Here is a 22,774-nt window from a genome sequence, read left to right on the forward strand (position 1 = left end):
GTGATAACAGCCCCGAGTCGCCCAGCGACCACCTTTTTTTGCGGCGAAAGGAGACGCACATGATGTTCCCGGCCTTGAAAGGCTTGCCCTTGCATCGTGTGATGATGCGCACCGTGACCGAGTTTCTCGACGACGAGATGTCGACTTACGCCTCGGCATTGGCCTACCAGATGTTGTTTTCGCTGTTCCCGTTCATTCTCTTTCTGATCGCGTTGATCGGCTTCCTGCACCTGCCGGACTTCTTCTCCTGGCTGCGCCTGCAATCGGAACTGGTGCTGCCGCCCCAGGCCCTGGAGCAGGTCAACCCGGTGATCGACCAGCTCCAGCAATCCAAGGGCGGCTTGTTGTCAGTGGGTATCGTCATTGCCTTGTGGACCGCGTCGGCGGGCGTGCGGCTGATGATGAGCGCGATGAACGCCGCCTACGACGTGGTGGAAGGCCGGCCGGCCTGGAAGCGCTTTCCGCTGTCGATCTTCTACACGGTCGGCATCGCCGGCATGCTGCTGGCCGCTGCGGCGCTGATGGTGCTCGGGCCGCAGGTGATGGGCTGGATCGCGGCCCAGGTCGGTTTGGAGGAGTTCATTGTCACGCTCTGGACGATCGTGCGCTGGCCAGTGATCGTGTTCTTGCTGATGGTGGCCGTGGCGCTGATCTATTACGTGATGCCTGACGTCAAGCAGGAGTTTCGCTTCATCACCCCGGGGTCGGTGTTGGCGGTGGTGGTGTGGATCATTGCCTCCCTGGGCTTCGCGTTCTACGTCAAGACCTTTGCCAACTACAACGCCATGTATGGCAGCATCGGCGCGATCATCGTGTTGTTGCTGTATTTCTATATTTCCGCGGCGGTGCTGTTGCTTGGTGCGGAGATGAATGCAGTGATCGAGCACATGTCCGCCGAGGGCAAGAACCCAGGTGAAAAGAACCCGGGCGAGCACGAAAAACAGCATGTGTCGGGCCTGGGCCGCGACCATTCCATCCCCCATACCCACCCTGACGAAGCCCGACCATGATCCGTGAAATCCTGAAAATGGGCGACGAACGCCTGCTGCGCATCGCTGCGCCGGTGCCTGAAGAAATGTTCGACAGTCCCGAGTTGTGGCAGTTGATCGACGACATGTTCCAGACCATGGAAAGTGTTGGTGGTGTCGGCCTGGCCGCGCCGCAGATCGGCGTGGATCTGCAATTGGTGATCTTCGGCTTCGAGCACAGCGACCGTTACCCCGACGCCGAGGCGGTGCCCCAGACCATCCTGATCAATCCACTGATCACCCCATTGGGCCCACAGATGGAAGAGGGCTTCGAAGGTTGCCTGTCGGTGCCGGGCCTGCGCGGTGCGGTGGATCGCTACCAGCACATCCGCTATGAAGGTTTCGATCCCAAGGGCGAGCCGATCGTGCGTTACGCATCGGGCTTTCATGCGCGGGTGGTGCAGCATGAATGCGATCACCTGATCGGGCGCTTGTACCCGTCGCGCATCACCGATTTCAGCAAGTTCGGCTTTACCGAAGTGATGTTCCCGGACCTGGACCCGACGGCCGACGATTAACTCATGATCGACATACCCCCCTGTGGGAGCGAGCCTGCTCGCGATAGCGGTGTATCAGCCAACTCCTCTGCTGGATGTAAAACCGCAATCGCGAACAGGCTCGCTCCCACAATGGATTGCATTGGCCTCAAGAAAGTATTTTGGGTTCCAACCCCATCGCAATCATCGGCTTGCTGCGGGCATACCGGCTCAGGCGTTCGGCCATGGCATAGGGCAGTTCAGGGTCGAAGCTGAAACCGCGTCGCTCATAAAAACCGCGCAAGTCCGGATGGCAGAACAGCCACACCGGCTCATCCACGCCTTTCACCGCCTCGGCGATCAATCGCGCGGCGATGCCCTGTACGCGGCACGCCGGGTCGACGAACAACCCGGTCAACCAACGCCCGCCCGACACGGACCGCAGGCACAGGGCGGCGACGATCTCATCGCGCCTTGCTACCCACAACTGGGCGTCACGCACCGCTTTCATCGACGATTGGTGGGCGCGGTAAAACTTGTTCATCAGCGGCCACAGTGGCTCTTCGAGCTGCGTGTAATGGATGTCGGACATGGCAGGGGTCGTGGCGTAGAAGGGGGAGGCGATTATAAAAGAACGCAGGTGCGGCGATAGGTGTATACCTGACTGCACATCCCGTATGAGTGGAGTACGTATCATGGCCAAAGGCATGGATTCAAAAAAAGCGGCAAAGAAAAAACCGGCGAAGAGCGCTGATGAAAAGCGTGCCGACAAGAAGGCCAAGAAGGTGAATCTGTTCGGTCATTGAACCGCTATCGTCTCGGTGAGCCTCAGGTTGAGCTGGGGCGGTTACCCCCAACTCAACCCCTTCGCTAGGTGCCGAAGCTCAAAGCGAGGCGAGAAACATGTCCGTGGCCGAGGCTTTGTCGCCTGTGCGGCTTTCCTGGGCCTTTTCCACTTGTGCCATCGCCGCTTTGTCCTGCATGCGCTGGGCGATCTCTTGGCTGACGGCCATCTGCTTCTCGGGCGGCATCGCCTCCAACTCTTCCTGGGTAATGCCCATCTCTTCAAGAATGCTGTCGCGCAGGCGCTCTTCGGGCGTCTTGCTCATGTAGTCCTTGAATTCTGCCGTCGCGGAGCCGCCAAGCGTCGTGGTTTCTTCGGACGCTGACGAAGCAACGGTCTGCAAGTGCACGCGCGTCTTGGCGAACGCCTCGTCCACCTTGTCGCTGATGGCGGTGGCGGCGTTGACCTGCTGCGTGGCTTGTCGGGTGAAGGAGTCCTGGACCTGGGCACTGCCCTGGCTGGCCTGGGCCTGGACGTTATCGCGCAACGCCTGCAACGCGGCGCTTTGCAGGCCGCTGGCGGCTTCGGCGGTGGGATCTTCGCCCGGACGTTTGAGCGACAAGATCATCGCTTGCTGTTTTGCACTGACCAACATGATGAGCACCTGCAGGTAATGGCTGAGCGATGGGCAGGAGCAATTCCCATGCCGCCACCGCCAGGCCCTTATTCCAAGGGCTTTGGACAGGCTTGCGGCGAGCGGGGCGGCCAATCCTTGCCGTTCGTCGGCATGGATCGACCGCCTCGTGCCGGAGCCGCTCAGGTGCTTTCGCGCACCTTGAGCTCAAAGCCCATGTCCACCACCGGCTGGGCGATGCGGTTGCCGGCCATCAGCGTCAGCATCTGTTCGGCTGCGCGGCGGCCAATGGCTTCCCGTGGGGTGCTGATACTGCTCAGGCGCGGCACCATGTGGGCCGAGGCGGGCAGGTCGTTGAAGCCCAGGACCGAGACCTGCTCGGGGATCTTGATGCCGCAGCGCAGGGCCTCGAACAAGGCGCCGTGGGCCAGGTCGTCGTTACCGAAGAAAATCGCATCGACATCCGGGTGGCTGTCGAGCAATTGCAGGAACAATTCGCCACCCAGGCCCACCGACGATGGACGCGGGGTCAGCAGTTCCAGGTCCGGGTCATACAAACCGGCTTTCTGCAGGGCGCGGCGAAAGCCTTCGCCGCGCAGCAGGGTGCGTTGGTCCAGTTGCGCGCCGATGTAGGCCAGGCGCTTGCGCCCTTTGGAAATCAAGTGTTCGGCCGCCGTTTCGCCAGCCTTGAGCTGGGAAAAACCGACGCAGTTGAGCCCGGCGCCGGGGTCCAGCTCCATCATGTACACGCAGGGAATGTTGCTGGCCTCGATCATGCGCCGGGCACTTTCGGTGCGGTCGAAACCGGTCAGCAGCAACCCCCGTGGCTGATAGGCCATGTAGTTGCGCAACAGGTCTTCTTCCTCGTCCCGGGAGTAGTGGTAGTTGCCGATCACCACTTCGAAGCCCTTGGGTCGCAGCACCCGATGAATGGCTTCCAGGGTGTCGATGAACAACAGGTTGGACAACGACGGCACCAGCACCACCACCGAATGGCTCTGGGCCGAAGCCAGGGCGCGGGCGGCAGGATTGACGACGTAGTTGAGCTCCACGGCGGCCTGGCGGACCTTTTCCACCAGATCCGAGGCGACGGTGCTGACGCCGCGCAGGGCACGGGAGGCGGTGATGGGGCTGACACCGGCCAGGCGTGCGACTTCGTTGAGCGTGGGGCGACCGGTGGTGCGAGTATTCTTATCGTTTTTAGGGACGGTCATCAGGGTGGCTTGCCAAACAAAAATCAAGGTACTAAGGTAGCGCTGTCTCGACGCCGCTGCAAATGCGTGAACGGGGGTTGCCTGATCCCCCATCCGTTGGCGTTGTGAACGAACATGCTGCAACCACAAAAATGACAAGAAGGCGTCGGCAACTTCTGCTTTTGCTGCGGTGTCATAACTGGCAAAGGTAGCGCTGTCTGCGCGCTGAGGTGTTACATGAACAATCCCATCACCGCCCTGGTCATCATGGGCGTTGCCGGTTGCGGCAAAACCTGCGTCAGCCAGGCCTTGTGCCAGTTGAGCGGCGCCACCGCCATCGAAGGCGACACGTTCCACCCCGCGGCCAACATCCAGAAGATGAGCGCCGGTATTCCCTTGAACGACGACGACCGTGCCGGCTGGCTCGACAGCCTGTGCGATGAGTTGCGCCGTGTCGACGCCACGGGCGAGCGCCCGGTGCTGACCTGCTCGGCCCTCAAGCACAGTTATCGCGAGCGTTTGCGCAGTGCCTTGCCCGGCCTGGGCTTCGTATTCCTTGAATTGACCCCAGAAGTGGCCGCCGACCGTGTTTCCCATCGTCCCGGCCATTTCATGCCGTCGACCCTGATCGACAGCCAGTTCGCCACCCTTGAATCCCCTGTCGGCGAGCCCCTGACCCTGGCTCTGGACGCGTCCAGCCACAGCATCGACGAACTGGCACGCCAGGCTTACGTCTGGTGGGTAGCCCACGGCTTGAAGCTTGCCAGCTGAGTTGCAAAAAATTTGCGTCAGAAAGATAGCGCTGTCCCGACGGCCCATAAATAACTGCTTCAATAACAACAACAAATCAGGAGACACCTTCCATGTTCGGCATGTCCCACGAGACGTTCCTACTGCTTGATGCAGTGGTCACGGTGATCGGACTCATCGTCCTCATCACCAAGTTCAAATTCCACCCGTTCATTGCACTGACCATCGCCGCCGCGTTCCTCGGCCTGACGTCGGGCATGCCGACCGGCACCATCATCAAGGCGTTCCAGGACGGCTTCGGTGGCGTGCTGGGCTTTGTCGGCATCATCCTGGCGCTGGGCACGATGCTCGGCAAAATGATGGCCGAGTCGGGCGGGGCCGATCAGATTGCCCAGACCCTGATCCGCGCCTTCGGCAAGGACAAGGTGCAATGGGCGATGATGTTCGCCGCGTTCCTGGTGGGCATCCCGCTGTTCTTCGAAATCGGCTTCGTGCTGCTGATCCCGCTGGTATTCATCGTCGCGCGCCGCACCGGCGTGTCGATCATCAAGATCGGTATCCCGCTGCTGGCCGGCCTTTCCGCCGTCCACGGCCTGGTGCCACCGCACCCGGGGCCGCTGCTGGCGATTGGCATCTTTGGCGCTGACATCGGCAAGACCATTCTCTACGGCCTGATCGTCGCGCTGCCGACCGCCATCATTGCCGGGCCGATCTTCGGTACGTTCATTGCCAAGCACATCCCCGGCCATCCGAACCAGGAACTGGTGGATCAACTGGCCCGCGAGACGAACGCCGCCGAGTTGCCAAGCTTCAGCATCACCCTGATCACCGTGCTGTCGCCAGTGTTCCTGATGCTGCTCAAGACCTTTGCTGACGTCGTGCTGCCGGACGGTAACCTCTTCCGCGTCTGGATGGACATGATCGGTCACCCGATCTCGGCCTTGCTGCTGGCGTTGCTGCTGTCGCTGTACACCTTTGGCTACAAGCAGGGCATCGGCTCCAGCCAGATGCTCAAATGGCTGGACGCAAGCCTGGCCCCGACTGCCGCGATCATCCTGATCATCGGTGCCGGTGGTGGCTTCAAGCAGATGCTGGTGACCAGTGGTGTGGGCGATGTGATCGGTCACATGGCGGTCAGCGCGCAGATCTCGCCGATTCTGTTGGCGTGGCTGGTGGCTGCGGTGATCCGCATCGCCACAGGCTCGGCGACGGTGGCGACCATTACCGGTGCAGGGATCGTGGTGCCGGTGGTGGGGATGATGCCGGGTGTGAACCGTGAGCTGCTGGTACTGGCGACCGGTGCCGGTTCGTTGATCCTGTCCCACGTCAACGATGCGGGCTTCTGGCTGGTCAAGCAGTACTTCAACATGACCGTGGCCGAAACCTTCAAGACCTGGACCGCGATGGAAACCATCCTGTCCGTGGTGGGGCTGATCTTCATCCTGCTGTTGTCGCTGGTGATCTAAGAACACCCTGGACTAACTGTGGCGAGGGAGCTTGCTCCCGCTGGGCCGCGAAGCGGCCCCAATCCAGTCAACTCCGACTCATAGAGTGAGGCGACCGGTTTGCGACTGCTTCGCAGTCGAGCGGGAGCAAGCTCCCTCGCCACAGAGGTTGTGGTTGGCTGTCAGGCTTTGCCGGTCAACCCATCCGCCCGAAACATCCCACGGATCCCCCGCACGGCCTGGCGAATCCGGTCCTGGTTCTCGATCAGCGCAAAGCGCACGTGATCATCCCCATATTCCCCGAACCCCACCCCCGGTGAGACGCATACCTTGGCTTCGGCCAACAGCTTCTTGGCAAACTCCAATGAACCCAAGTGGGCATAGGCGTCGGGAATCTTCGCCCAGACGTACATCGATGCCTTGGGGTTTTCCACCATCCAGCCCAGCTCATGCAGGCCTTTGACCAGCACATTGCGGCGCTGGCGGTACTGCTCGGCGATGTCGCGCACGCATTGCTGGTCGCCTTCAAGGGCGGCGATGGCGGCCACTTGCAGCGGGGTGAAGGTGCCGTAGTCGTGGTAGCTCTTGATCCGCGCCAGGGCGCTGACCAATTCCGGGTTGCCCACCATGAAACCGATGCGCCAGCCGGCCATGTTGTAGCTCTTGGACAGGGTGAAAAATTCCACCGCGATGTCTTTCGCGCCAGGCACCTGCATGATCGACGGGGCTTTCCAGCCGTCATAGACGATGTCGGCGTAGGCCAGGTCGTGGATCACCAGCACGTCGTATTGCTTGGCGAGGGCGATGACCCGCTCGAAGAAGTCCAGCTCCACGCACTGGGCAGTGGGGTTGGACGGAAAACCCAGGATCATCATCTTCGGCTTGGGAATCGAGCCGCGAATGGCCCGCTCCAGCTCGTCGAAGAAATCCACACCTGGCACCAGCGGCACCGAACGCACCTGGGCGCCGGCGATCACCGCGCCGTAGATGTGGATCGGATAGCTGGGGTTGGGCACCAGCACCGTGTCGCCCTGGTCCAGGGTGGCCAGCATCAGGTGTGCCAGGCCTTCCTTGGAACCGATGGTGACGATGGCTTCGCTTTCCGGGTCGATGTCCACTTCATAGCGGTCCTTGTACCAGCGCGAAATGGCGCGGCGCAGGCGCGGGATGCCTTTGGACGTGGAGTAGCCATGGGTGTCTTCACGCTGGGCGACGGTGACCAGTTTCTCCACGATGTGTGGGGGCGTGGCGCCGTCGGGGTTACCCATGCTCAAGTCGATGATGTCTTCGCCGCGCCGACGCGCAGCCATCTTCAGCTCGGCAGTGATATTGAATACGTACGGGGGGAGTCGATCGATGCGCGCAAAGCGGCGCGGCGAACCTTGTTCGGCCATTGTTGCCTCGAGATACGTGAGCGCCCGGAACCGTCCGAGCGACGTTGGCCACTGCGGTGGCCTGCGGCGCAAGATAAGGGGGCTGATGGCCAATTGTCCAGTAGCGGCGCGCAACTATTTTCGACGACACTGTCGCCCTTGCCACGCAGCCATCAACGGCAGCTGCGGGCAATTGATTCGCCGCACCCCAATCGAACGGAATGAATGATGGAATTTTCCAGCGGTTTCCTGCTGAGCCTCTCCCTGTGCCTGGACATTGGCGTGGCCAATATCGCGATGATCACCCTGGCGATGCAGCGCGGCTATTTCCAGGGTTTCGCCCTGGGCCTGGGCACCTGCGTGGGCGACCTGGTCTATGCCGTCCTGGCCCTGGCCGGCATGACCGTACTGCTGCAATACGAGGCGGTGCGCTGGGTGCTGTGGGTTGGCGGTTCGGTGCTGTTGCTGTATTTCGCGGCGAAGATGATCCACTCGGCGATCTATCACAGCGCGGTGCTGGCCGAGGCGGGCGAGGTGCAGGGCAACTCTTCGCGCCAGGAGTTTTTCCGGGGAATTTTCCTGGCCATGTCATCGCCCAGCGCCATCCTCTGGTTTGCGGCGGTGGGCGGCACGCTGATCGCTCGTTCGGGCGGCGGAACCTTGCTCAGCTCGGCGCTGTTCCTCAGTGGTTTTCTCTGCGCCGGGCTGCTGTGGTGTGCGGCCCTGTGCCTGGCGGCGACCCAGGGCGGCAAACTGTTGGGGGATAAACTGTTGCGTTATTCCTATTGGGCATCCGCAGCGATCTTCTGCTATTTCGCGGTGTACGTGATCGTTTCTGGCTACAACGAGTTTGTAGGGAAAGCCGTCAACGGCGCCCTGCCGGGCATCTGACAAGCGAAACGGCCCTGGCAATTACGGTTTGGCTTCTATACTGCCAAACCCGACTTCACGTTTTGCCGGAGTGTTGCCGCATGGAAAAGCCCAAACGCGATTACACAGCCGTACCACGCTTTGAACAGGGACGTTTTCAGCTCATCGCCGGCTTTGGGGCCCGGTTTACCCCGGAAACCGCCCTAGACATCCCTTTGCTCTGGGAAAAGTTCCTGCCCTGGCTCGGCAAGGTGCCAGGGCAGAAAGATGAAGTGACCTACGGTGTGTGTTGCAACCCGGACGGGAAGGGTGGGTTCGAATATATCGCTGGCGTGGAGATCAGCCGGCTCGACGATTTGACGGAACAATACCGCTGGATCGAAATCCAGCCAGGGTATTACGCGGTCTTCGAACACAAAGGGCCGTTGAAACAACTGCCGGACACGTTCCAATACATCTGGAACGAGTGGCTGCCGCATTCCGGCCACGAAGCGGCCGAGCTGCCGGAGTTCGAGCGCTATAGCGAAGATTTCAACCCCAGGACCGGCCAAGGGACCCTGGAAATCTGGATCCCGCTCAAGCCGAGCTGATCGAGGCTCACCCGGCAGCAGCTTCCAATGCTTGATCAGTACAAACTGGCCTGCACCCGCGCAGGCGCTTCACGGTCATAAGTCTCGGCATCGAACTGTCCATCATTCAAGCGCTTGTGGATCGCTCCGGCGCTTGGCAGGGCCGAGCGCTCGAGGTGGTGGGCCGGGTTCCACAGGTCTGAACGCACGATGGCTTTGGCACAGTGAAAAAATGCCGCTTCGACCGTCACCAGCAGCACCGTGCGAGCCGGCTTGCCGTTGACCGCAAAGCGCTCCAGCAGGGCCGGTTCGGCGCTGATGCGGGCGGTGCCGTTGACCCGCAGGGTCTCGCCAATACCTGGAATGAGGAACAGCAGCGATACCCGTGGATCGTGCAGAACGTTGCGCAGCGTGTCGATGCGGTTGTTGCCGGGGCGATCCGGCAAGGCCAGGGTGCGCTCGTCGAGGATCTGCACGAAACCCGGCATATCGCCCCGTGGCGAGCTATCGAGGCCGTCGGGCCCTGCCGAACCGATGACCACCAGCGGCGAGGCCCGGACCATGGCCTGATAATCCTCGTTCAGGAACGGGATCTGTTTACGCACTGCCCGTTCGTGGGGCTGGCCATAGAGGGCTTCCAACTGTTCAATCGACGTCAACATCATTCATTCATCCTGAGTCTGTGGGGCAAGGTCCATCAGAACAGCAATCCCATCCGCCGCTCATAACCGATGCGGCCCTTGTAGGCTTCGCCACTGTCGACCCAGCCCATCCGGGTGTACAGGCCGATGGCCGAATCGTTGTCGGCATCGACCGAGAGCTCCAGCCCGCGAATCTCCGGCCAGGTGGCTTGCGCCACGGTGGGCAGCGCCTGCAGGCACGCCTTGCCATAACCTTTGCCCTGGGCCCGGTGGTCGACTTGCAGGGCATGCAGGGTGGCGCTGTGTTCGTTGGCCCAGGCGGGCAGTACCGGCGGGCGCTTGAGCAGCAGGAAGGCCACCGGTACCTCCTCAGCCAGTAACGCAAAGCCTTTGACCCCGAGGCAGGGCTTGGACAGCAGCGTGTGCAGGGCGCCGTGGATATCACCGGCGAACTTGATCTGTTCGGGGTGGATTTCGATGGCGGTGACCTGTTCCCGTTGCAGCGGGGTCAGGTCTTCGTAGGGGACGAGCTGAGCGGTCACAAAAACATCCATTGTTTGCCGGCAAAATGAGAACTGGATTCTAGCGAATTTTTTTCTTTGAATTATTTTTGTTGGATTGTCGATTCACTGTTTCTCCAAACGACAAAGGGTGTCTTCAACAAAAAACTGCGGAGAATCACCATGAATACCCAAGCCACTGAACGCGAAATCCAGGCCCTGATCGACACGTATCGCCAGGCCGTGATGACCAAGGACGTTGAAAAGGTCATGGCGCTCTATGATGAGGATATTGTCTCGTTCGATGCCATTCAGGCCTTGCAATTCAAGGGCAAGACCGCCTACCGGGCCCATTGGCAAGCCTGCATGGAGATGTGCCCCGGCCCACACAAATTCGACTTTCATCAGGTCAAGATCACCCCGGCCGACAATATCGCCTTTGCCCACTGGCTGGCCTATTGCGGCGGCACCAACGAAAAAGGCGAGGAGCAGGCCTGCTGGATGCGCGTGACGGCCTGCTACCAGCGCGTGGCCGGACAATGGCGGATCGTCCATGAACATTGGTCCGCCCCGTTCGACCCGATGGCCGGGACGGCGCTGTTCGACCTGCAACCCTGATCGTCGGTTTTTTCGCCGAGCGTCATTCTGCCGTCCATAGTTGATCAGTCCGATCACGGAGCTTTCCATGAAGTACCTATGCCTGGTGTATAGCAACGAACACACGCTGCACAACTCGCCCGACAGCCCGGAGGACGCCGAGTGCATGGCCTATGCCGAATCCATCCAGGGCAGCGGGCGCATGATTGCCGCCGAGGCCCTGGAGTCGGTACAGACCGCCACCACGGTACGCATGCGCGGCGGCAAGCTGTCGATCACTGACGGCCCGTTCGCCGAAACCAAGGAGCAACTGGCGGGCTTCTACCTGATCGACGCCAAGGACCTCAATGAAGCCATCCAGGTCGCCGGCAACATTCCGGCGGCCCGGGTCGGCTGCGTTGAAGTCCGACCGGTACGCCAACTGAACCCCTGAACAACAAGCACAAACAGGATGTCATTCATGAACCTCACAACTGCCCCTTACGCGTTATCCATCAGCCGGGTGATCGACGCCCCGCGCCAGAAGATCTTCCGCGCCTGGACCGAGCCGGCCTTGCTGACGCAATGGTGGGGCCCCCACGGCATGACCACGCCGGAGTGCGACATGGACCTGTGGGTCGGCGGTCAGTTTCGCACCTTGATGCGCGCCCCCGACGGCAGTGAATACCCGACCATGGGCGTGTTCCTGGAAATTCTCGCGCCGCAGCGCCTGGTGTTCACCGATGCGTTCCTGCCCGGCTGGATCCCCTCTGGCAAGGCCTTCATGACCGCCGAAGTGCTGCTGGAGGAGGTGGACGGCAAAACCCGTTACACCGCCCGTGCGCTGCACTGGAGCGAGGAGGATCGCCAGGCACACGAAGCCATGGGCTTCCATGAGGGCTGGGGCGAGAGCCTGGACCGGCTTGAAGCGCTGGTTACCCGGGGCATGCCCGACTGATGTCGGGCGAAACGGTCAAGGCGCGGGTCGAGCAGGTTTATCGGCAAGACTCGCGGCGGATCCTGGCGACGCTGATTCGCCTGCTGGGAGACTTCGATCTCGCGGAAGAGGCCTTGCACGAGGCCTTTTTCATTGCGGTCGAGCGCTGGCAGCGCGACGGTGTGCCGGATAATCCACGGGCCTGGCTGGTGTCTGCCGGGCGCTTCAAGGCCATCGACAGTTTGCGTCGGCGCGCACGTTTCGCCGCATCCCAACCGATGTTGATCGCTCAACTCGAGGAATTGGAACAAGGCCAGTGGAGTGACGAAGACGTGGAAGATGATCGCCTGCGGCTGATTTTCACCTGTTGCCACCCGGCGCTGGCGGCCGATGCCCAGGTGCCTTTGACGCTGCGGGAAGTCTGCGACCTGACCACCGAGCAAATCGCCCGGGCGTTCCTTGCCGCCCCGGCGGCCATTGCCCAGCGCATCGTGCGGGCCAAGGCGAAAATCCGCGATGCCAGGATTCCCTATCAGGTGCCGTCCCGCGCGGAACTGCCGGAGCGCCTGGACAGCGTGCTGCGGGTGATCTACCTGGTGTTCAACGAAGGGTACTCGGCGTCGATGGGGGCCGAGCTGACCCGTGAAGACCTGACCCGCGAAGCCATCCGCCTTGGGCGTCTGTTGATGGAGTTGCTGCCCGAGGCCGAGGTCATGGGGCTGCTGGCGTTGATGCTGCTGCATGAATCCCGGCGACCGGCGCGAACCTCGTCAACCGGTGAGCTGATCCTGCTGGATGAACAGGCGCGATCCTTGTGGGATGCCGAGCTGATCGCCGAGGGCTGCGCCCTGGTGGAAGCCGCGCTGAAGACCCGGCGTTTCGGGCCGTATTGCCTGCAAGCGGCGATTGCGGCGGTGCATGCCGAAGCGCCGACGGCCGAGGAGACCGACTGGCCGCAGATCGTCGGGCTCTATGATGTATTGCTGCGGGCCGTGCCGTCGCCGGTGATCGAACTCAATCGCGCCGCCGCCCTGGCCAAGCGGGATGGGCCCCAGGAAGGGTTACGCTTGGTTGACGGGATACTCGCCCGGGGCGATTTGACGGACTACCACCTGGCCCATTCGGCGCGGGCGGAGTTCTGCCGGCAGTTGGGGCAGGTGGACGAGGCGAGGGCCGCCTACCGACGTGCGCTCGAACTGACGCAGCAACTGCCGGAGCGGCGATTCATTGAAGCAAGGCTTGCCGGGTTGCAGTAATAGCCGAGGGACAGCCGAGCATGCCGTTGTGGCGAGGGAGCTTGCTCCCGCTGGGCCGCGAAGCGGCCCCCTGCGGTGTGTCAGTTACATAGGGGAGTGGGGCTGCTGCGCATCCCAGCGGGAGCAAGCTCCCTCGCCACAAAGTTAGCCCTATGCCCCTGAGCCGGCGGCATCAAACAAAAAGGCGACCCGGAGGTCGCCTTTTCAGTCATCCGGCGTTGATCAGAACTCGTGATCAGCGTTGTCCGGGTTCAGGTCGCTGATGCCCAGTTTGCCCGCTGCCTGTTCGATCGAACCGGTCTGCTTGACCAGTGCGGCGATGGCGTCGCGCACGATCTGGTTGCCAGCGGTGTTGCCGGCGGCGATCAGTTGGTCGTAGTGCTCACCCTTGTTGGCGTGATCGACCATGACCTGGATCTTGGCCTCGGTGTCGGCAAGGTCGGTCTTGAGCGCGGTGTCTGCGGCTGGATCGGCCTTGGCCACCAGGGACGACAGGCTGGCGCCGGTCATCTTGCTGCCGTCGACGCGGGTGTATTCGCCCAGGTACACGTTACGAACACCTTTGGCATCGTAGAAGTGCGAGTTGTGGGTGTTATCGCTGAAGCAATCCTGCTCGTCTTCTGGCGAGTTGGCCTCCAGGGACACCTTCATGCGCTCGCCCGCCAGTTCACCCAGGGACAGGCTGCCCATGCCGAACAGCATCTTGCGCAGGCCGCTTTCAGCCGGCTCGGCTTCCAGGGTGGCGCGGTAGTTGTCGGCCACGTTCGGCTTCCAGTTGCCGACCATCTCCTGCAGGTCATTGACCAGCAGTTGGGTCACGGACTTGAGGTAGGCACGACGACGATCGTTGTGGCCGCCGGTGGCGCCGGCGCCTTCCAGGTAGTCCGACGCTGGGCGATTGCCAGCGCCCGGACCGGTACCGTTGAGGTCTTGGCCCCACAGCAGGAATTCGATGGCGTGGTAGCCGGTAGCGACGTTGGCCTCGGAACCGCCCAGTTCGTTCAGGCTGGCGAGTTTTTCCGGGGTGATGTCTTTGACGTCGACCTTGTCTTCGCCAACCTGGACTTCGGTGTTGGCGATGATGTTGGCGGTGGCGCCCGGGTTACCCAAGGCGTGCTCGTAGGATTTGTCGACGTAGTCGATCAGGCCTTCGTCCAGGGGCCAGGCGTTCACTTGGCCTTCCCAGTCGTCGATGATGGTGTTGCCGAAGCGGAACACTTCGCTTTGCAGGTACGGCACGCGTGCGGCGACCCAGGCAGCCTTGGCGGCTTTCAAGGTCTCGGCGTTCGGCTTGGCCAGGAACGCGTCGACGGCGGTTTGCAGGGTTTTCGCGGTGGATTCGGCATCGCTGTAGACGGCATAGACGATGTCGGCATAGTGCGCGACAACGGCCTTGGCGGCGGTCTCGTCGACTTTACCGGCAGCAGCAGGGGCGACCGGTGCCGCGGTGCTGGCGGCCGGCGTTGGCGCTTGCGGCGCGGCGGCCTTGTCTTTGCCTTCGCCGCAACCGGCGAGGGAAATAGCGATGGCCAGCAGACTGGCGGTAGCCAGGGGCATACGAATCATGGCGAACATCCTGCTTCGGTAATGGATGGGACAGGCGCGAGGGTGCGCAAAACTGCGACATAATGCGAAAGATTTGCATTATGTGTAAAGGGTTATGGTTGTAAATATTTCTTGTTTAATAATGCAGATCACCGCCTCTCGGCGGCGTCTGTAGGAGCTGTCGAGCGAAGCGAGGCTGCGATCTTTCCACGGATGCTTGAATCTCAAGCGAACATCAAGGGATCGCAGGCTTCGCCAGCTCCTACAGGGTGGGCACTTGGAAGACTGATCAGATGATGGAAACCTTGCTGCGCTCGGCCTGCTTCAGGTAAATGCCCAACTCCCGCGCCGGCAGCGGTTTGCTGTAGTAGTACCCCTGACCTTCGTGGCAGCCCTCGGCGATGATGTAGGCTTCCTGCTCGACCGTCTCGACGCCTTCGGCAATGACCTGCATCCCCAGGCTCTTGCCCAGTTGGATAATGGCCCGGACGATGGTTGCATCGTCCTCGTCATCGAGCAGGTCCTGGACGAAGCTCTTGTCGATCTTGATCTTGTCCAGCGGCAGGCTCTTGAGGTAGCTCAGGGACGAATAGCCGGTGCCAAAGTCATCGATAGCAATCAGCGCACCGGAGCGGCGCAGGCTCAGCAGGTGCTGGGCTGCGGTGGTGATGTCTTCCATCAGGCCGGTCTCGGTGACTTCCAGCTCCAGGCTGCGCGGCGGCAGCCGGTACATCTGCAGGAGGTTGTTTACCACTCGTGGCAGTTCGGCGTGGTGCAGTTGCACCGTCGACAGGTTGACCGCCATGCGCAGGTCGAGGAAACCCTGGTCGTGCCATTCGCGTAATTGCCTGCAGGCCTGGTCCAGCACCCACTCGCCGATGGCGATGATGGTGCCGTTCTGCTCGGCCAGGGGAATGAACAGGTCCGGCGGTACCAGGCCATGTTCGGGGTGGTGCCAGCGGATCAGGGCTTCGGTCCCGACGATTCGCAGGTCGCGGTAGCTGATCTGCGGCTGGTACACCAGGGTGAATTGCTCGCGGGCCAGGGCCTCGCGCAGGTCTTTCTCCAGTTCGCGACGGCGGCGCATCTCGCTGTCGACGCTGGCGATGTAGAACTGGTAGCGATTGCGCGAGCGGCTCTTGGCCAGGGTCATGGTCTGCTCGGCTTTCTGCAACAGCTTCTCGGTGCTATCGCCGTCTTCGGGGAAAAGAGTGATGCCGATGGTGGCCCGCAGGCGAATTTGTTGATCATCGATGCAAAAGGGCGCCTCCAGGTCGTCGAGGATGCTCTGGGCCAGCTCGGCGGCCTCGTACGGCTGCTCGATGTCGGCCTGGACCAGGGCGAACTGGTCGCCCCCCAGCCGCGCCAGCGCGCCGAGCCGACCACTGTGGGCCCGCAACCGATCCGCCAGGGCCAGCAGCAATTGGTCGCCGGTCTGGTAGCTGAACTGCTCGTTGATGCCCTTGAAATCATCCAGCCCCACACACAGCACCGCCACCCGCCGTTGCAGGCGCCCGGCGTCCACCAAAATCTTGTCCAGTTGCTGCTGAAGCTGCTGGCGGTTGGGCAGACCGGTGAGGAAGTCGTACTGGGCCATGCGCAGCAGGCTGTTTTCCGCTTCGTGGCGCAAGTGTGTGTTGCGCTCGATGGATTCGAGCAGTTGGTTGGCCGTGTTGATCCACAGGCCCAACTCGTTTTGCTCGTGGCCGCGCAACTGCGGGATCTTGTGCGCGCTGGGGCGATCAGGGTTGATTTCGGTCAGGTGCTCGATGATCCGCGACAACGGCTTGGTCAGCAGCCAGTGATAGACCAGGTACAGCACCAGGCCCATGGCCAGGGCCCGCAGCATCCCGGAGATGAAGATGATCACCGAACTGACGATGAAGCCCTCGCCGTAGGTGGCGGTGTCGAGGGTAATGCTCAGGTCGCCGTAATATTCGCTATAGGGGCCGCGTCCCACCAGTTGCGTGGTGAAGGTGCGCTCCTTGCCCAGGATCAGGTCGGTCAGCCAGCGGCTGTCGGAGTGCTGCAAGGGCCGGGACTTTTCGGCGAGCATGGTTTCACGGGGATGGCCGATGGACGCCATGCGTACGGCTTCGTCCTGGAACAGGCCTTCGATCACTTGCATGCCCATTTCCCGGTCCAGGCTGTAGACGGCCTGGGTCGAAGGGTCGCGAAACATGTCGAGGATACGCTGGGCGTCGCTGGCGACGGCCTGGTTGGTTTTGTAGGCATCGAACACAATCTGGGCGCAGCTCAAGACCACGCCAACGATCAATGCCGAGAGGAGCACGACCCGGAGCAACTTCACAGACAAGCTGTTCTTGAGTTCCAGCTTCAAAGAGTGGTTCCTTGTTCCGTGCGGGTAGCGTCAAGTTGCCATGAGTATTGGCAATCCTGTGAGGTCAGTCAAAGGGACAATCAAACACAAGGGTTTTCGCTTGAAACCTGACCGGTATACGTTTTTTCCAGAGTGATTGCTCTACGACCATTGTGTCGGTTGAAAGGCACCGCAACTTGAGGCCTGTCGGGATTTTTTCTTGGATTCCAGACGCGAGGTATTTTTGCTCACGGTCAATTTTTTTCGCGCAAAAAAAACCCGGCACGGTGCCGGGTTTCCTTTGTCTGGCATCGAGCTTAAGCAGTGAAAGCTTTACCTTCGAACTGCTCGGCGACGAATTTCCAGTTGACCAGGTTCCAGAACGCTTCGACGTATTTTGGACGAACGTTGCGGTAGTCGATGTAGTAGGCGTGTTCCCACACGTCGCAGGTCAGCAGCGGGGTGTCGCCGTTGGTCAGCGGGTTGCCGGCGCCGATGGTGCTGGCCAGGGCCAGGGAGCCGTCAGCCTTTTTCACCAGCCAGCCCCAACCGGAACCGAAGGTGCCGATGGACGTCTTGCTGAACTCTTCCTTGAACTTGTCGAACGAACCGAAGGCTGCGTTGATGGCTTCGGCCAGGGCGCCGGTTGGTTGACCGCCGGCGTTTGGCGCCAGGCAGTTCCAGTAGAAGGTGTGGTTCCAGACCTGAGCGGCGTTGTTGAAGATACCGCCCGAGGAAGTCTTGACGATTTCTTCCAGGGTCTTGCCTTCGAACTCGGTGCCAGGCACCAGGTTGTTCAGGTTCACGACATAGGTGTTGTGGTGCTTGTCGTGGTGGTATTCCAGAGTCTCTTTGGAGATGTGCGGCTGCAGTGCATCGTGTGCATAGGGCAGAGGCGGCAATTCGAAAGCCATGGTGATTCTCCTAATCAGGTCAGGTTGCGGTGAGCGCAAGGCCGATCACGGGCGGCCAGACTAGCGCCGGGGAGTTTGTACTCTTTGCGGCGCAGGAGTCGGATCATAGCACCGGGGGTGCGGCATAACCACGCAACAACTGTGTGGAATAGAGGTTCCAGAGCGGTTTGGAATAATCAGCCGGCGACAATCAATTGCATCGCCACGGTAAACATCATCACCGCCACCAACAGGTCCAGGATCCGCCAGGTGCTTGGGCGGGCCAACCACGGCGCCAGCCATGCCGCGCCGATGGCCAGGGTGAGGAACCACAGCAGCGAGGCACTGGCCGCCCCCACCACATAGGCGCCGGGCACGCTCTGCTGGGCCCCAAGGGAACCGATCAGCAGCACGGTGTCGAGGTAGACGTGGGGATTGAGCAGGGTCACCGCCAGCGCGCTGAGCAGCACCGTTCGCAGCGAGCGCACGGTCTGGTTCGCGCCGTGTTGCAAGCTTTGCTTCGAACAGGCCCGGCGCAACGCCTGGCTGCCATACCAGAGCAGGAACGCGGCGCCGCCCCAACGGGCAATCGACAGCAGCAACGGGCTCTGGGCCAACAAAGTCGCCAAGCCGAAAACCCCTGCGGCGACCAACAGGGCGTCGCAGGTGATGCACAACGCCGCGACGGGCAAGTGATGCTCGCGACGCAGGCTCTGGGCCAACACGAATGCGTTCTGGGCGCCGATGGCCATGATCAGCCCGAGGGCCACCAAGAGCCCGTTCAGATAGCTTTGCCACATCGTTTTATCCCCCGGTCAGTTACTGAATTGCTGGCCATTCTCCCGGGGTTGGCTGTATAAGAAAAACCAATATTGCTGATTGCTCATTAGGGAAACTGATGTTCGATTACAAATTGCTCTCTGCCCTGGCTGCCGTGGTCGAGCAGGCCGGTTTCGAGCGTGCGGCCCAGGTGCTGGGTTTGTCGCAATCGGCCATTTCCCAACGGATCAAGCTGTTGGAGGCGCGTGTCGGCCAGCCCGTTCTGGTCCGTGCCACGCCGCCGGCGCCGACGGAAATCGGCCGCCGGCTGCTCAATCATGTGCAGCAGGTGCGGCTGCTTGAGCGCGATCTGCAAAGCCTGGTGCCGGCGCTGGATGAGGAAGGACTGCCGGAGCGTCTGCGCATCGCCTTGAACGCCGACAGCCTGGCGACCTGGTGGGCCGCTGCGGTGGGCGATTTCTGCGCCAGTCATCATCTGTTGCTCGACCTGGTGGTGGAAGACCAGACCGTTGGCCTCAAGCGCATGCGCGCCGGTGAAGTGGCGGCCTGTGTCTGTGCCAGCGAACGCCCGGTGGCGGGCGCCCGCAGCGTGTTGCTCGGGGCTATGCGGTACCGGGCGTTGGCCAGCCCGGCCTTCATTGCTCGGCATTTTCCCGACGGCGTGCGGGCCGATCAACTGGCCCGTACCCCGGCCCTGGTGTTCGGCCCGGATGATTTCCTACAGCACCGCTACCTCGCGTCCGTGGGCGTGGAGGGCGGTTTCCAGCACCATTTGTGCCCCTCGTCCGAAGGTTTCATCCGTCTTGCTGAAGCGGGACTGGGCTGGGGACTGGTGCCGGAGCTGCAAGTGCGCGAACAGCTGGAGCGAGGCGTACTGGTGGAATTGTTGGCAGATAAACCGATCGATGTGCCGCTGTACTGGCATCATTGGCGCAATGGTGGACAGTTGCTCGGCTTATTGACCGAGCGACTGATCGCAGCGGCAAGCAGCACGCTGCAAGCGGTAAGTGAAGAGCGCTTGGCTTGAAGCTTGGAGCTTGTAGCTCGAATCTGATTTTTAGGAGCATGCATGAAGATTTTGGTCACCGGCGCGAGCGGCTTCATTGGCGGGCGCTTTGCGCGTTTCGCCCTGGAGCAGGGCCTGGATGTACGGGTCACTGGTCGCCGGGCCGAGAGTGTGGAGCACTTGGTGCGGCGCGGTGCGCAGTTCGTCCAAGGGGACCTGAGCGATCCGCTGCTGGCCCGCGACTTGTGCCTGGATGTCGAGGCCGTGGTGCATTGCGCAGGCTCCGTGGGGCTGTGGGGCCGCTATCAGGATTTCCACCAGGGCAACGTCCAGGTCACGGAAAATGTCGTTGAGGCCTGCCTCAAGCAGAAGGTGCGTCGCCTGGTTCATCTGTCCTCGCCGTCCATTTACTTTGACGGCCGTGACCACCTCGGATTGACCGAAGAGCAGGTGCCCAAGCGCTTCAAACACCCTTACGCCGCCACCAAGTACCTGGCCGAGCAGAAAGTCTTTGGCGCCCAGGAGTTCGGCCTTGAAGTGCTGGCCCTGCGCCCGCGTTTCGTGACCGGCGCCGGTGACATGAGCATTTTCCCGCGCTTGCTGAAAATGCAGCGCAAGGGACGCCTGGCCATTGTCGGCAACGGGTTGAACAAGGTGGATTTCACCAGTGTGCAAAACCTCAATGAGGCGTTGCTCAGCAGTCTGCTGGCGACCGATTCCGCCTTGGGCAAGGCCTACAATATCAGCAACGGCACACCGGTCCCGTTGTGGGATGTGGTCAACTATGTGATGCGCCAGATGGAAGTCCCACAGGTGCGACGTTATCGTTCCTACGGCTTGGCTTACAGCGTTGCCGCCCTGAATGAAGGTCTCTGCAAACTGTGGCCGGGCCGCCCCGAACCGACGCTGTCGCGCCTGGGCATGCAGGTGATGAACAGAAATTTCACCCTGGACATCAGCCGGGCCCGGCATTATCTCGATTACGATCCGCAGGTCAGTTTGTGGACTGCCCTCGATGAATTTTGCGCCTGGTGGCGGGTCCAAAGTGCCCGCTGATCGGCCCGTCATGAACCGATAGCCGGGTTCGGGGTCAATCGGTGCGGCGGGCGAGAGGGTTATACTCGTCGCATCAAGCCATTACCGGTTTCCCAAAGGTCGAACCATGCCCATGCGTAACGATGCCAACGACGACTTCGATGATGTACCGAGCCTGCGGATGCGGGCCGACATCCCCGATGACGATGATTTCCTGCCCAACCGCCAGCCCCACGCGCAAGCGCGCCCGGCGCCCGTTGCCGCCGCCAAGGTCAAGGGGCCCAGCACCGGGCCGCTGTGGGCATTGATCGGCGCGCTGCTGTGTGCGATTGGCTTTCTTGCGTGGTGGAGCTTCCAGCAGATTTCCATGATGGAACAACAATTGGTGGCGACCCAGGAGAGCTTCGCCCGGATCAGTGAGGATGCGGCGGGACGCTTGCAGGACATTTCCGGCAAGGTGGTCGCCGGGCAGTCCAACGTCATGAGCGACAGTGAAGCCTTGAAGTTGCAGCTCAAGCAGTTGGACACCAAGCTGCAGGAACAGAGCCGGCAATTCGACAGCAAGCTGCAGGAGCAGTACCGGCAACAACAAGCCACGTTCGGTCCGTCTGCCGACTTGGACAAGGAACTTGCCCAGCTCATCGCCCAGGCTTCTGAACAGCAGAACACCAACACTCAGTTGCAAGCGTCCAACAAGGAGCTTCAAGCCCAGGTCAAGGCCTTGGCGGCCGAAGTTGCCGCATTGAAAAGCCAGGGCGAGGGCGGTGCGCTGGATGCCCAGCTCAAGAGCATCGGCGCTGACATTACCGCCTTGAAAAGAGCCACCTCCAACTCTGCCATCGACCGCCTGGAACAGGACGTGATCGTGCTCAAGAGCCAGCAGGACAAGGGCGGCAACACCGCCGAGTTCGACGCTTTCCGCGGACAGGTCACCCGTAATATCAACACCCTGCAGGCGCAGATCCAGAACTTGCAGCAGCAACTCCGCGGCGGGGCTCAATAAGCCTGCGGGCATTTGTTCGCGATAGTGAAGCATCAGGCGCACATTCTGAATGTGCCGCCGCCACCGCGAGCAAGCTCGCTCCCACAGGAAACGCGGTCTGGTGTGGGAGCGAGCTTGCTCGCGATAGCGCCATTTCAGTCGATATCAATCCCCACTGACTCGACTCCCCAGCAATCCCCTGAATACTCCAACATCACCCCACGCCGTCTACGCTCTTGAAATACCAACAAGAACGAGGGGCACGCGCATGGGTTTTTTTCACAGGATGGCCTGGCTGGGCGCAATGCTCATGCTGGGGCTGGCTCAGGCCCAGACGGCCACTGCGGACGATGGCCAGGCGGCCCGGGCGCTGCTGGAGAAGGCCTTGGCTTATTACCACGACAATGGCGACAAAGCCTTTGCCGCCTTCAGCCGCCAAGGGGAATTCGTCGACAAGGATCGCTACGTATTTGTGGTGGATACCCAGGGGGTGATGCTCGCCAGCGGCGGTCCGTCCTCGGCGTTGATCGGGCGAGACGTGTCCGAGGTGCTGGGGCCTGATTTGCGCAAAGCTTTCAAGGACGCGCTGAAAACCCCCGAGGCCAGTGGCATCCAGCAAGCCGAGTACCGCTGGCAGAACTGGGCGGACGGCAAGGTGGAACGCAAACATGTGTATTTCCAGCGTGTCGGTGAGCGAATCCTGGCTGTCGGCTACTACTTGCCCCGGGCTTCCGCCGAACAGGCCAGGGCGTTGCTGGACAAGGCCTCGAATGACCTGTTGAAAAACGAGAAGGCCACGCTGACGGCGGTCAACTCCCTCAAGGGCGGTTATCTGCTGGATGATTTGTATGTCTTTGTCGTTGACCTCGATACCCGGCGCTATGTGGGCCATGGCACCAACCTGCGCTTGATCAATACCGACTTTGCCAAGATCAAGGACCCCGATGGTAAACCGGTGGGGGAACCGATCCTGGCCATGATCGGCAAGCAGGACGTGGGGGAATATGAGTATCGTTGGAAGAACCCGGTGACCGGGAAGGTCGAGGATAAGCATGCGTACCTGAAGAAGGTTGGGCATTTTCTGGTGGCTGTGGGGTATTACAGTCCTTAGAGTTGAGTTTTGGGTGTATATCCGTTACCAAAGAAACGGATATACACCCGATAAAAGGCACCCCAGCCGA

The 22,774-nt window shown here is 61.3% G+C and carries 24 protein-coding genes; 14 read left to right on the forward strand and 10 right to left on the reverse strand.

Annotation, left to right across the window (positions count from 1 at the left end):
- Positions 1-59 precede the first annotated feature (59 nt).
- Both AD659_RS05690 and def read left to right on the forward strand, forming a co-directional pair.
- Positions 60-1,010 carry a YihY/virulence factor BrkB family protein gene (locus AD659_RS05690; RefSeq protein ID WP_053119137.1) on the forward strand — a complete coding sequence of 317 codons (951 nt, stop codon included), beginning with the start codon at positions 60-62 and terminating at the stop codon, positions 1,008-1,010.
- A complete protein-coding gene (gene def, locus AD659_RS05695) occupies positions 1,007-1,546 on the forward strand; it encodes a peptide deformylase (protein WP_053119139.1) in 540 nt (179 codons plus the stop codon). Before AD659_RS05690 ends, def begins: the two co-directional genes overlap by 4 nt.
- 127 nt (positions 1,547-1,673) lie before the next feature.
- On the opposite strand, the gene AD659_RS05700 is transcribed toward def, so the two are convergent.
- The 3 genes from AD659_RS05700 to gntR all read right to left on the reverse strand — a co-directional run bounded on the left by AD659_RS05700 (position 1,674) and on the right by gntR (position 4,136).
- Positions 1,674-2,096, reverse strand: coding sequence for a GNAT family N-acetyltransferase (locus tag AD659_RS05700; protein WP_053119141.1), 423 nt, complete (start codon positions 2,094-2,096; stop codon positions 1,674-1,676).
- A 292-nt stretch (positions 2,097-2,388) separates the two neighbouring features.
- Positions 2,389-2,943: a hypothetical protein gene (locus AD659_RS05705; RefSeq protein WP_053119143.1), complete on the reverse strand. Its 555-nt coding sequence runs from the start codon at positions 2,941-2,943 to the stop codon at positions 2,389-2,391.
- 161 nt (positions 2,944-3,104) lie between these two features.
- On the reverse strand, positions 3,105-4,136 hold the full coding sequence (gene gntR, locus AD659_RS05710) for an HTH-type transcriptional regulator GntR (protein ID WP_053119144.1): 1,032 nt from the start codon (positions 4,134-4,136) through the stop codon (positions 3,105-3,107).
- Between the two features lie 216 nt (positions 4,137-4,352).
- On the opposite strand from gntR, the gene AD659_RS05715 reads away from it, so the two are divergent.
- Together AD659_RS05715 and AD659_RS05720 are read left to right on the forward strand one after the other, a co-directional pair.
- On the forward strand, positions 4,353-4,886 hold the full coding sequence (locus AD659_RS05715) for a gluconokinase (protein ID WP_053119146.1): 534 nt from the start codon (positions 4,353-4,355) through the stop codon (positions 4,884-4,886).
- Between the two features lie 92 nt (positions 4,887-4,978).
- Positions 4,979-6,331 (forward strand): GntP family permease, encoded by a 1,353-nt coding sequence (locus tag AD659_RS05720; protein WP_053119148.1) that lies wholly within the window; start codon positions 4,979-4,981, stop codon positions 6,329-6,331.
- Positions 6,332-6,492: 161 nt separating this feature from the next.
- Here AD659_RS05720 and alaC read toward each other — a convergent pair whose 3' ends face one another.
- On the reverse strand, positions 6,493-7,704 hold the full coding sequence (alaC, locus tag AD659_RS05725; protein WP_053119150.1) for an alanine transaminase: 1,212 nt from the start codon (positions 7,702-7,704) through the stop codon (positions 6,493-6,495).
- A gap of 207 nt (positions 7,705-7,911) precedes the next feature.
- Here alaC and AD659_RS05730 point away from each other — a divergent pair, with 207 nt between their 5' ends.
- Positions 7,912-8,574, forward strand: a complete 663-nt coding sequence (locus AD659_RS05730) for a LysE family translocator (RefSeq protein ID WP_053119152.1) — start codon at positions 7,912-7,914, stop codon at positions 8,572-8,574.
- 80 nt (positions 8,575-8,654) lie between these two features.
- Entirely contained in the window at positions 8,655-9,143 is a 489-nt protein-coding gene (locus tag AD659_RS05735; RefSeq protein ID WP_053119154.1) for a GyrI-like domain-containing protein, read from the forward strand.
- A 35-nt stretch (positions 9,144-9,178) separates the two neighbouring features.
- Here AD659_RS05735 and AD659_RS05740 read toward each other — a convergent pair whose 3' ends face one another.
- Both AD659_RS05740 and AD659_RS05745 read right to left on the reverse strand, forming a co-directional pair.
- Positions 9,179-9,784: a pyridoxamine 5'-phosphate oxidase family protein gene (locus AD659_RS05740; protein ID WP_053119214.1), complete on the reverse strand. Its 606-nt coding sequence runs from the start codon at positions 9,782-9,784 to the stop codon at positions 9,179-9,181.
- Between the two features lie 35 nt (positions 9,785-9,819).
- Positions 9,820-10,305: a GNAT family N-acetyltransferase gene (locus AD659_RS05745; protein ID WP_053119155.1), complete on the reverse strand. Its 486-nt coding sequence runs from the start codon at positions 10,303-10,305 to the stop codon at positions 9,820-9,822.
- Positions 10,306-10,446: 141 nt separating this feature from the next.
- On the opposite strand from AD659_RS05745, the gene AD659_RS05750 reads away from it, so the two are divergent.
- The 4 genes from AD659_RS05750 to AD659_RS05765 all read left to right on the forward strand — a co-directional run bounded on the left by AD659_RS05750 (position 10,447) and on the right by AD659_RS05765 (position 13,032).
- On the forward strand, positions 10,447-10,881 hold the full coding sequence (locus tag AD659_RS05750) for a YybH family protein (RefSeq protein WP_053119158.1): 435 nt from the start codon (positions 10,447-10,449) through the stop codon (positions 10,879-10,881).
- Positions 10,882-10,948: 67 nt separating this feature from the next.
- Positions 10,949-11,293 (forward strand): YciI family protein, encoded by a 345-nt coding sequence (locus AD659_RS05755; protein ID WP_053119159.1) that lies wholly within the window; start codon positions 10,949-10,951, stop codon positions 11,291-11,293.
- Between the two features lie 27 nt (positions 11,294-11,320).
- Positions 11,321-11,797 carry an SRPBCC family protein gene (locus AD659_RS05760; RefSeq protein WP_172681706.1) on the forward strand — a complete coding sequence of 159 codons (477 nt, stop codon included), beginning with the start codon at positions 11,321-11,323 and terminating at the stop codon, positions 11,795-11,797.
- The gene (locus AD659_RS05765) at positions 11,797-13,032 is read left to right on the forward strand and encodes an RNA polymerase sigma factor (RefSeq protein WP_053119164.1); all 1,236 of its coding nucleotides are present in this window, start codon (positions 11,797-11,799) and stop codon (positions 13,030-13,032) included. The genes AD659_RS05760 and AD659_RS05765 overlap by 1 nt, the downstream gene beginning before the upstream one ends.
- Before the next feature lie 222 nt (positions 13,033-13,254).
- Here AD659_RS05765 and AD659_RS05770 read toward each other — a convergent pair whose 3' ends face one another.
- The 4 genes from AD659_RS05770 to AD659_RS05785 all read right to left on the reverse strand — a co-directional run bounded on the left by AD659_RS05770 (position 13,255) and on the right by AD659_RS05785 (position 18,590).
- Positions 13,255-14,598 (reverse strand): imelysin family protein, encoded by a 1,344-nt coding sequence (locus AD659_RS05770; protein ID WP_053119166.1) that lies wholly within the window; start codon positions 14,596-14,598, stop codon positions 13,255-13,257.
- A 268-nt stretch (positions 14,599-14,866) separates the two neighbouring features.
- Positions 14,867-16,918 (reverse strand): putative bifunctional diguanylate cyclase/phosphodiesterase, encoded by a 2,052-nt coding sequence (locus AD659_RS05775; protein WP_053119168.1) that lies wholly within the window; start codon positions 16,916-16,918, stop codon positions 14,867-14,869.
- A 296-nt stretch (positions 16,919-17,214) separates the two neighbouring features.
- Entirely contained in the window at positions 17,215-17,811 is a 597-nt protein-coding gene (locus AD659_RS05780) for a superoxide dismutase (RefSeq protein WP_053119170.1), read from the reverse strand.
- A 176-nt stretch (positions 17,812-17,987) separates the two neighbouring features.
- Complete coding sequence (locus AD659_RS05785; RefSeq protein WP_053119172.1) at positions 17,988-18,590, reverse strand: LysE/ArgO family amino acid transporter; 603 nt, start codon at positions 18,588-18,590, stop codon at positions 17,988-17,990.
- A 98-nt stretch (positions 18,591-18,688) separates the two neighbouring features.
- Between AD659_RS05785 and AD659_RS05790 the strand changes: the two genes are divergently transcribed.
- The 4 genes from AD659_RS05790 (at position 18,689) to AD659_RS05805 (ending at position 22,704) form a co-directional block, all read left to right on the forward strand.
- Entirely contained in the window at positions 18,689-19,597 is a 909-nt protein-coding gene (locus AD659_RS05790) for a LysR family transcriptional regulator ArgP (protein ID WP_053119174.1), read from the forward strand.
- A 42-nt stretch (positions 19,598-19,639) separates the two neighbouring features.
- A complete protein-coding gene (locus tag AD659_RS05795; protein ID WP_053119176.1) occupies positions 19,640-20,632 on the forward strand; it encodes an NAD-dependent epimerase/dehydratase family protein in 993 nt (330 codons plus the stop codon).
- 106 nt (positions 20,633-20,738) lie between these two features.
- Positions 20,739-21,614, forward strand: coding sequence for an ATPase (locus tag AD659_RS05800; protein WP_053119177.1), 876 nt, complete (start codon positions 20,739-20,741; stop codon positions 21,612-21,614).
- A gap of 247 nt (positions 21,615-21,861) precedes the next feature.
- Positions 21,862-22,704, forward strand: coding sequence for a cache domain-containing protein (locus tag AD659_RS05805; RefSeq protein WP_053119179.1), 843 nt, complete (start codon positions 21,862-21,864; stop codon positions 22,702-22,704).
- The last annotated feature ends 70 nt before the right edge of the window (positions 22,705-22,774 follow it).

The organism is Pseudomonas thivervalensis, assembly GCF_001269655.1.
In the GTDB taxonomy this organism is placed as follows: Bacteria; Pseudomonadota; Gammaproteobacteria; order Pseudomonadales; family Pseudomonadaceae; genus Aquipseudomonas; species Aquipseudomonas thivervalensis.

Excerpts from the sequence above, each read along its gene's own strand:
- AD659_RS05690 (WP_053119137.1), top strand. The coding sequence starts at position 60 with ATGATGTTCCCGGCCTTGAAAGGCTTGCCCTTGCATCGTGTGATGATG.
- def (WP_053119139.1), top strand. The coding sequence starts at position 1,007 with ATGATCCGTGAAATCCTGAAAATGGGCGACGAACGCCTGCTGCGCATC.
- AD659_RS05700 (WP_053119141.1), bottom strand. The coding sequence starts at position 2,096 with ATGTCCGACATCCATTACACGCAGCTCGAAGAGCCACTGTGGCCGCTG.
- AD659_RS05705 (WP_053119143.1), bottom strand. The coding sequence starts at position 2,943 with ATGTTGGTCAGTGCAAAACAGCAAGCGATGATCTTGTCGCTCAAACGT.
- gntR (WP_053119144.1), bottom strand. The coding sequence starts at position 4,136 with ATGACCGTCCCTAAAAACGATAAGAATACTCGCACCACCGGTCGCCCC.
- AD659_RS05715 (WP_053119146.1), top strand. The coding sequence starts at position 4,353 with ATGAACAATCCCATCACCGCCCTGGTCATCATGGGCGTTGCCGGTTGC.
- AD659_RS05720 (WP_053119148.1), top strand. The coding sequence starts at position 4,979 with ATGTTCGGCATGTCCCACGAGACGTTCCTACTGCTTGATGCAGTGGTC.
- alaC (WP_053119150.1), bottom strand. The coding sequence starts at position 7,704 with ATGGCCGAACAAGGTTCGCCGCGCCGCTTTGCGCGCATCGATCGACTC.
- AD659_RS05730 (WP_053119152.1), top strand. The coding sequence starts at position 7,912 with ATGGAATTTTCCAGCGGTTTCCTGCTGAGCCTCTCCCTGTGCCTGGAC.
- AD659_RS05735 (WP_053119154.1), top strand. The coding sequence starts at position 8,655 with ATGGAAAAGCCCAAACGCGATTACACAGCCGTACCACGCTTTGAACAG.
- AD659_RS05740 (WP_053119214.1), bottom strand. The coding sequence starts at position 9,784 with ATGTTGACGTCGATTGAACAGTTGGAAGCCCTCTATGGCCAGCCCCAC.
- AD659_RS05750 (WP_053119158.1), top strand. The coding sequence starts at position 10,447 with ATGAATACCCAAGCCACTGAACGCGAAATCCAGGCCCTGATCGACACG.
- AD659_RS05755 (WP_053119159.1), top strand. The coding sequence starts at position 10,949 with ATGAAGTACCTATGCCTGGTGTATAGCAACGAACACACGCTGCACAAC.
- AD659_RS05760 (WP_172681706.1), top strand. The coding sequence starts at position 11,321 with ATGAACCTCACAACTGCCCCTTACGCGTTATCCATCAGCCGGGTGATC.
- AD659_RS05765 (WP_053119164.1), top strand. The coding sequence starts at position 11,797 with ATGTCGGGCGAAACGGTCAAGGCGCGGGTCGAGCAGGTTTATCGGCAA.
- AD659_RS05770 (WP_053119166.1), bottom strand. The coding sequence starts at position 14,598 with ATGATTCGTATGCCCCTGGCTACCGCCAGTCTGCTGGCCATCGCTATT.
- AD659_RS05780 (WP_053119170.1), bottom strand. The coding sequence starts at position 17,811 with ATGGCTTTCGAATTGCCGCCTCTGCCCTATGCACACGATGCACTGCAG.
- AD659_RS05785 (WP_053119172.1), bottom strand. The coding sequence starts at position 18,590 with ATGTGGCAAAGCTATCTGAACGGGCTCTTGGTGGCCCTCGGGCTGATC.
- AD659_RS05790 (WP_053119174.1), top strand. The coding sequence starts at position 18,689 with ATGTTCGATTACAAATTGCTCTCTGCCCTGGCTGCCGTGGTCGAGCAG.
- AD659_RS05795 (WP_053119176.1), top strand. The coding sequence starts at position 19,640 with ATGAAGATTTTGGTCACCGGCGCGAGCGGCTTCATTGGCGGGCGCTTT.
- AD659_RS05800 (WP_053119177.1), top strand. The coding sequence starts at position 20,739 with ATGCCCATGCGTAACGATGCCAACGACGACTTCGATGATGTACCGAGC.
- AD659_RS05805 (WP_053119179.1), top strand. The coding sequence starts at position 21,862 with ATGGGTTTTTTTCACAGGATGGCCTGGCTGGGCGCAATGCTCATGCTG.